Below are 4,590 nucleotides of genomic sequence, written 5' to 3'. Positions count from 1 at the left end.
GTCCGCGATCATCCTGGGCGGCGGTGTCATCGGCGTCGAGTTCGCCTCCGCGTGGAAGTCCTTCGGCACCGAGGTCAGGAACACATGCCGTAGGGCAAGAATGCGCGCCGTCGCCCCTGGGCAGGCCGGCCCGCGTCCATCACCACGATCCGGTCGGCCATCGTCACTGTCGACAGCCGGTGCGCCACGACGAGGACCGTGGTCGTGCGCGCCACGTCCGCGACGGTGTCCCGCAGCGCCGCCTCGTTCACCGCGTCCAGTTGCGAGGTCGCCTCGTCGAGCAGCAGCAGCCGGGGGCGGCGCAGCAGTGCGCGGGCGATGGCGACGCGCTGCCGCTCACCGCCGGACAGCTTGGTGCCGCGGTGCCCGACGAGCGTGTCCAGGCCGCCGGGCAGCCGGGAGACCAGACCGTCGAGGCGGGTCGTCTTGAGCACCCGCGCAAGGGCGTCCTCGTCCGCCTCCGGATTGCCCAGCAGCAGGTTCTCCCGCAGGGAGCCGGACAGGACCGGCGCGTCCTGCTCCACGTAGCCGATCGCGGCGCGCAGCCGGGGCAGTTCCCAGTCGTTCAGGTCCCGCCCGTCCAGCGTGATCACGCCGGACTCGGGGTCGTAGAACCGCTCGATCAGCGAGAAGACGGTGGTCTTGCCGGCGCCGGACGGGCCGACGAACGCCGTCATGCCCTGCGCGGGCACGGTGAACGTCACTCCGTGGTGGACGTGGGGCAGGTCGTCGGCGTAGCGGAAGCGGACGTCGGCGAAGGCGAGGGCGGCGGGTTCGGCACCGGGGGAGGGCAGCGGGGCGGCCTCGGCGGCCGGTTCGGAGGGCAGGCGCAGGGCCTCCTCGATGCGGGTGAGGGCCGCGGCGCCCGTCTGGTATTGGGTGATGGCGCCGACGACCTGCTGTATCGGCGACATCAGGTAGAAGACGTACAGCAGGAACGCGACGAGCGTGCCCACGTCGACCGCGCCGGTCGCGACCCGGGCGCCGCCCACGGCGAGCACCGTGATGAAGGCGATCTGCATCGCGAGGCCCGCCGTGTTGCCCGCGGCGGCCGACCACTTGGCGGCCCGCACGCTCTGCCGCCACGACTCCTGAGCCGCCTCGTGCAGCGTCCGCTCCTCCCGGTGCTCCGCACCGGACGCCTTCACCGTGCGCAGGGCGCCGAGGATCCGCTCCAGCGAGGCGCCCATGACCCCGACCGCGTTCTGCGCCTGCCGGCTGGCCTGGTTGATACGCGGCACGATCACCCCGAGGATCACACCCGCACCCAGGATCACGGCCAGGGTGACGCCCAGGAGCACGGCGTCCACCAGGCCCATCATCACCACCGTGGCGACGAGGGTGAGCCCGCCCGTGCCCAGTCCGACCAGCGAGTCGGTGGTGACCGCGCGCAGCAGCGTCGTGTCGGAGGTGATGCGGGCCATCAGGTCCCCGGGTTCGCTGCGGTCCACGGCCGTGATCCGCAGCCGCAGCAGATACGACGACAGAACGCGCCGCGCGCCGAGCACCACCGACTCGGCGGTGCGCGTCAGCACGTACGAACCCAGCGCGCCCACCGCCGTGTTGGCCACGACCAGGGCCGACATCGCCAGCAGGGCGCCGGTGATGGCCCGGTCGTGCGACAGGTCGTCGATCAGGCCCCGCGCCACCAGCGGCAGCAGCAGCCCGGTCGCCCCGGTGACCAGCGAGAGCAGCGCACCGGCGAACAGGGACCAGCGGTGCGGCCGTACGTATCCGAGGAGCTGCCGCCACGGGGGTGTGGCGGTCCCGGTCTCTGCGATGCTCACGGCGCTCCCTCGGCGTCGGCGGAGCGTTCAGGCTACGTCGCCGCCGACCCGCGCGGCCTGCCCTTTTCGCACAGAACAGGCCGGCCGATCCGCGCCCCTTACCGATCAGTCGCGCGTAGGGTCGGCAGGGAACGGACCCGGCCGACGAAGGAGTCAGCACCATGGCCCAGGAAGTACGCGGCGTGATCGCCCCCGGCAAGGACGAGCCGGTGCGGATCGAGACGGTCGTGGTACCCGACCCCGGCCCGGGCGAGGCCGTGGTGCAGGTGCAGGCCTGCGGGGTGTGCCACACCGACCTGCACTACAAGCAGGGCGGCATCAACGACGAGTTCCCGTTCCTGCTGGGCCACGAGGCGGCGGGCGTGGTCGAGACGGTCGGCCCCGGTGTCACCGACGTCGAGCCCGGTGACTTCGTCATCCTCAACTGGCGTGCGGTGTGCGGGACGTGCCGGGCCTGTCTGCGCGGGCGGCCCTGGTACTGCTTCGACACCCACAACGCGCAGCAGAAGATGACCCTCGCCTCGACCGGCCAGGAGCTGTCCCCGGCCCTCGGCATCGGTGCCTTCGCGGAGAAGACCCTGGTCGCGGCCGGACAGTGCACCAAGGTCGATCCGGGCGTCGCCCCGCAGGTCGCCGGACTGCTGGGCTGCGGTGTGATGGCCGGCATCGGCGCCGCGATCAACACCGGCAACGTCGGCCGGGGCGACTCGGTCGCCGTGATCGGCTGCGGCGGAGTCGGCGACGCGGCCATCGCCGGATCGCAGCTGGCCGGAGCGGCGACGATCATCGCCGTCGACATCGACGACCGCAAGCTGGAGACCGCCCGCTCCATGGGTGCCACGCACACCGTCAACTCGCGTGAGGTCGACCCGGTCGAGGCGATCCGCGAGCTCACCGGTGGCTTCGGCGCCGACGTCGTCATCGAGGCCGTCGGCCGCCCCGAGACGTACAAGCAGGCCTTCTACGCCCGTGACCTCGCGGGCACGGTCGTCCTCGTCGGCGTCCCCACACCCGACATGAAGCTCGAACTGCCGCTGCTCGACGTCTTCGGCCGCGGCGGGTCTCTGAAGTCCAGCTGGTACGGCGACTGCCTGCCGTCCCGCGACTTCCCCATGCTGATCGACCTGCATCTGCAGGGGCGTCTGGACCTCGGCGCGTTCGTCACGGAGACGATCGGGCTCGACGAGGTGGAGAAGGCGTTCGAGCGGATGCACCACGGCGACGTGCTGCGCTCGGTGGTGGTGCTGTGATGACGACGCGCATCGAACACCTCGTCACCTCCGGCCAGTTCAGCCTCGACGGCGGCACCTGGGACGTCGACAACAACGTGTGGATCGTCGGCGACGACCACGAGGCGATCGTCATCGACGCCGCCCACGACGCCGACGCCATCGCCGAGGCCGTCGGGGACCGCCGGCTCACCGCCATCGTGTGCACGCACGCCCACAACGACCACATCGACGCCGCCCCCGCCCTCGCCGAGCGCACCGGCGCCACTATCTGGCTGCACCACGACGACCTGCCGCTGTGGAAGCAGACCCACCCGGACCGCGAGCCCGACGCCTGGCTGGTCGACGGCCAGATGATCGAGGCCGGCGGAGCCGACCTCAGCGTCCTGCACACCCCGGGGCACGCGCCCGGCGCGGTCTGCCTCTACGACCCGGGACTGGGCACGGTGTTCACCGGCGACACCCTCTTCCAGGGCGGCCCCGGCGCCACCGGCCGTTCCTTCTCGCACTTCCCGACGATCATCGACTCGATCCGTGACCGGCTGCTGACCCTGCCGCCCGAGACGACGGTCCGCACCGGCCACGGCGACGCCACGACCATCGGCGCGGAGGCCCCGCAGCTTCAGGAATGGATCGCCCGGGGCCACTGACCGCGTGTCGCCGGTAAAAGGCGACAGAAGATGTCCGGCTTACCCGTGACCCTGGAGGCGACAAGCAGTCACGGTCATGGGAGGTCGGACATGTCAGCTCCGTTGCAGGGCAAGGTCGCACTGGTCGCCGGGGCGACCCGGGGCGCGGGACGGGGGATCGCCGTGGAACTCGGCGCGGCCGGCGCCACCGTCTACGTCACCGGCCGCACCACCCGCGCCCGCCGCTCGGAGTACGACCGGCCCGAGACGATCGAGGACACCGCCGACCTGGTCACCGCCGCCGGTGGCCGCGGTATCGCCGTCCCCACCGACCACCTCGACCGCTCGCGGGTCCGGGCCCTCGTGGACAGGATCGCGGACGAGCAGGGCCGCCTCGACGTCCTGGTCAACGACATCTGGGGCGGCGAGAAGCTCTTCGAGTGGGACACCCCCCTCTGGGAGCATGACCTCGACAACGGCCTGCGGCTGCTGAGGCTCGCCGTCGAGACGCACGCCGTCACCAGCCATTACGCCCTGCCCCTGCTGCTGCGCAACCCCGGTGGCCTGGTCGTCGAGGTCACGGACGGCACCGCCGACTACAACGCCGCGCACTACCGCGTGAACTTCTTCTACGACCTCGCCAAGTCCTCCGTGCTGCGCATGGCCAAAGCCCTCGGCCACGAACTCGGCTCGCGCGGCGCCACGGCCGTCGCCCTCACCCCCGGCTGGCTGCGCTCGGAGCTGATGCTGGACGGCTTCGGGGTACGGGAGGAGAACTGGCGCGACGCGCTGGAGCGCGTTCCCCACTTCGCCATCTCGGAGACCCCGCACTACGTGGGCCGGGCCGTGGCCGCACTGGCCGCCGACGCGGACGTGGCGCGCTGGAACGGGCAGTCCTTGTCCAGCGGCGGACTCGCCCGGGTGTACGGCTTCACCGACCTCGAC

The 4,590-nt window shown here is 71.9% G+C and carries 4 protein-coding genes and 1 pseudogene; 4 read left to right on the top strand and 1 reads right to left on the bottom strand.

The genetic code is table 11. The features are described from left to right. Nucleotides 1-76, top strand: a pseudogene (locus ABZ281_RS38945) (NAD-binding protein); the annotation flags it as partial. Here ABZ281_RS38945 and ABZ281_RS38940 read toward each other — a convergent pair. Further along, nucleotides 75-1,787 carry an ABC transporter ATP-binding protein gene (locus ABZ281_RS38940; protein ID WP_356662731.1) on the bottom strand — a complete coding sequence of 571 codons (1,713 nt, stop codon included), beginning with the start codon at nucleotides 1,785-1,787 and terminating at the stop codon, nucleotides 75-77. The pseudogene ABZ281_RS38945 and the gene ABZ281_RS38940 sit on opposite strands and share 2 nt — an antisense overlap. Nucleotides 1,788-1,948: 161 nt before the next feature. Here ABZ281_RS38940 and ABZ281_RS38935 point away from each other — a divergent pair, with 161 nt between their 5' ends. The 3 genes from ABZ281_RS38935 to ABZ281_RS38925 all read left to right on the top strand — a co-directional run. Then, entirely contained in the window at nucleotides 1,949-3,037 is a 1,089-nt protein-coding gene (locus tag ABZ281_RS38935; protein ID WP_356662730.1) for an S-(hydroxymethyl)mycothiol dehydrogenase, read from the top strand. Next, nucleotides 3,037-3,666, top strand: a complete 630-nt coding sequence (locus ABZ281_RS38930) for an MBL fold metallo-hydrolase (protein WP_356662729.1) — start codon at nucleotides 3,037-3,039, stop codon at nucleotides 3,664-3,666. Before ABZ281_RS38935 ends, ABZ281_RS38930 begins: the two co-directional genes overlap by 1 nt. 90 nt (nucleotides 3,667-3,756) lie before the next feature. Next, the coding region (locus ABZ281_RS38925; RefSeq protein WP_356662728.1) for an SDR family oxidoreductase at nucleotides 3,757-4,590 on the top strand (834 nt) is incomplete at its 3' end.

This window comes from Streptomyces sp. NPDC006265, assembly GCF_040613555.1.
Classification (GTDB): domain Bacteria; phylum Actinomycetota; class Actinomycetes; order Streptomycetales; family Streptomycetaceae; genus Streptomyces.
Note: the sequence above shows the minus strand (reverse complement) of the source record. Positions and strands in the feature narration are given on the sequence as shown.

Coding starts and splice junctions, on each gene's coding strand:
- ABZ281_RS38935 (WP_356662730.1), top strand. CDS start 1,949: ATGGCCCAGGAAGTACGCGGCGTGATCGCCCCCGGCAAGGACGAGCCG.
- ABZ281_RS38930 (WP_356662729.1), top strand. CDS start 3,037: ATGACGACGCGCATCGAACACCTCGTCACCTCCGGCCAGTTCAGCCTC.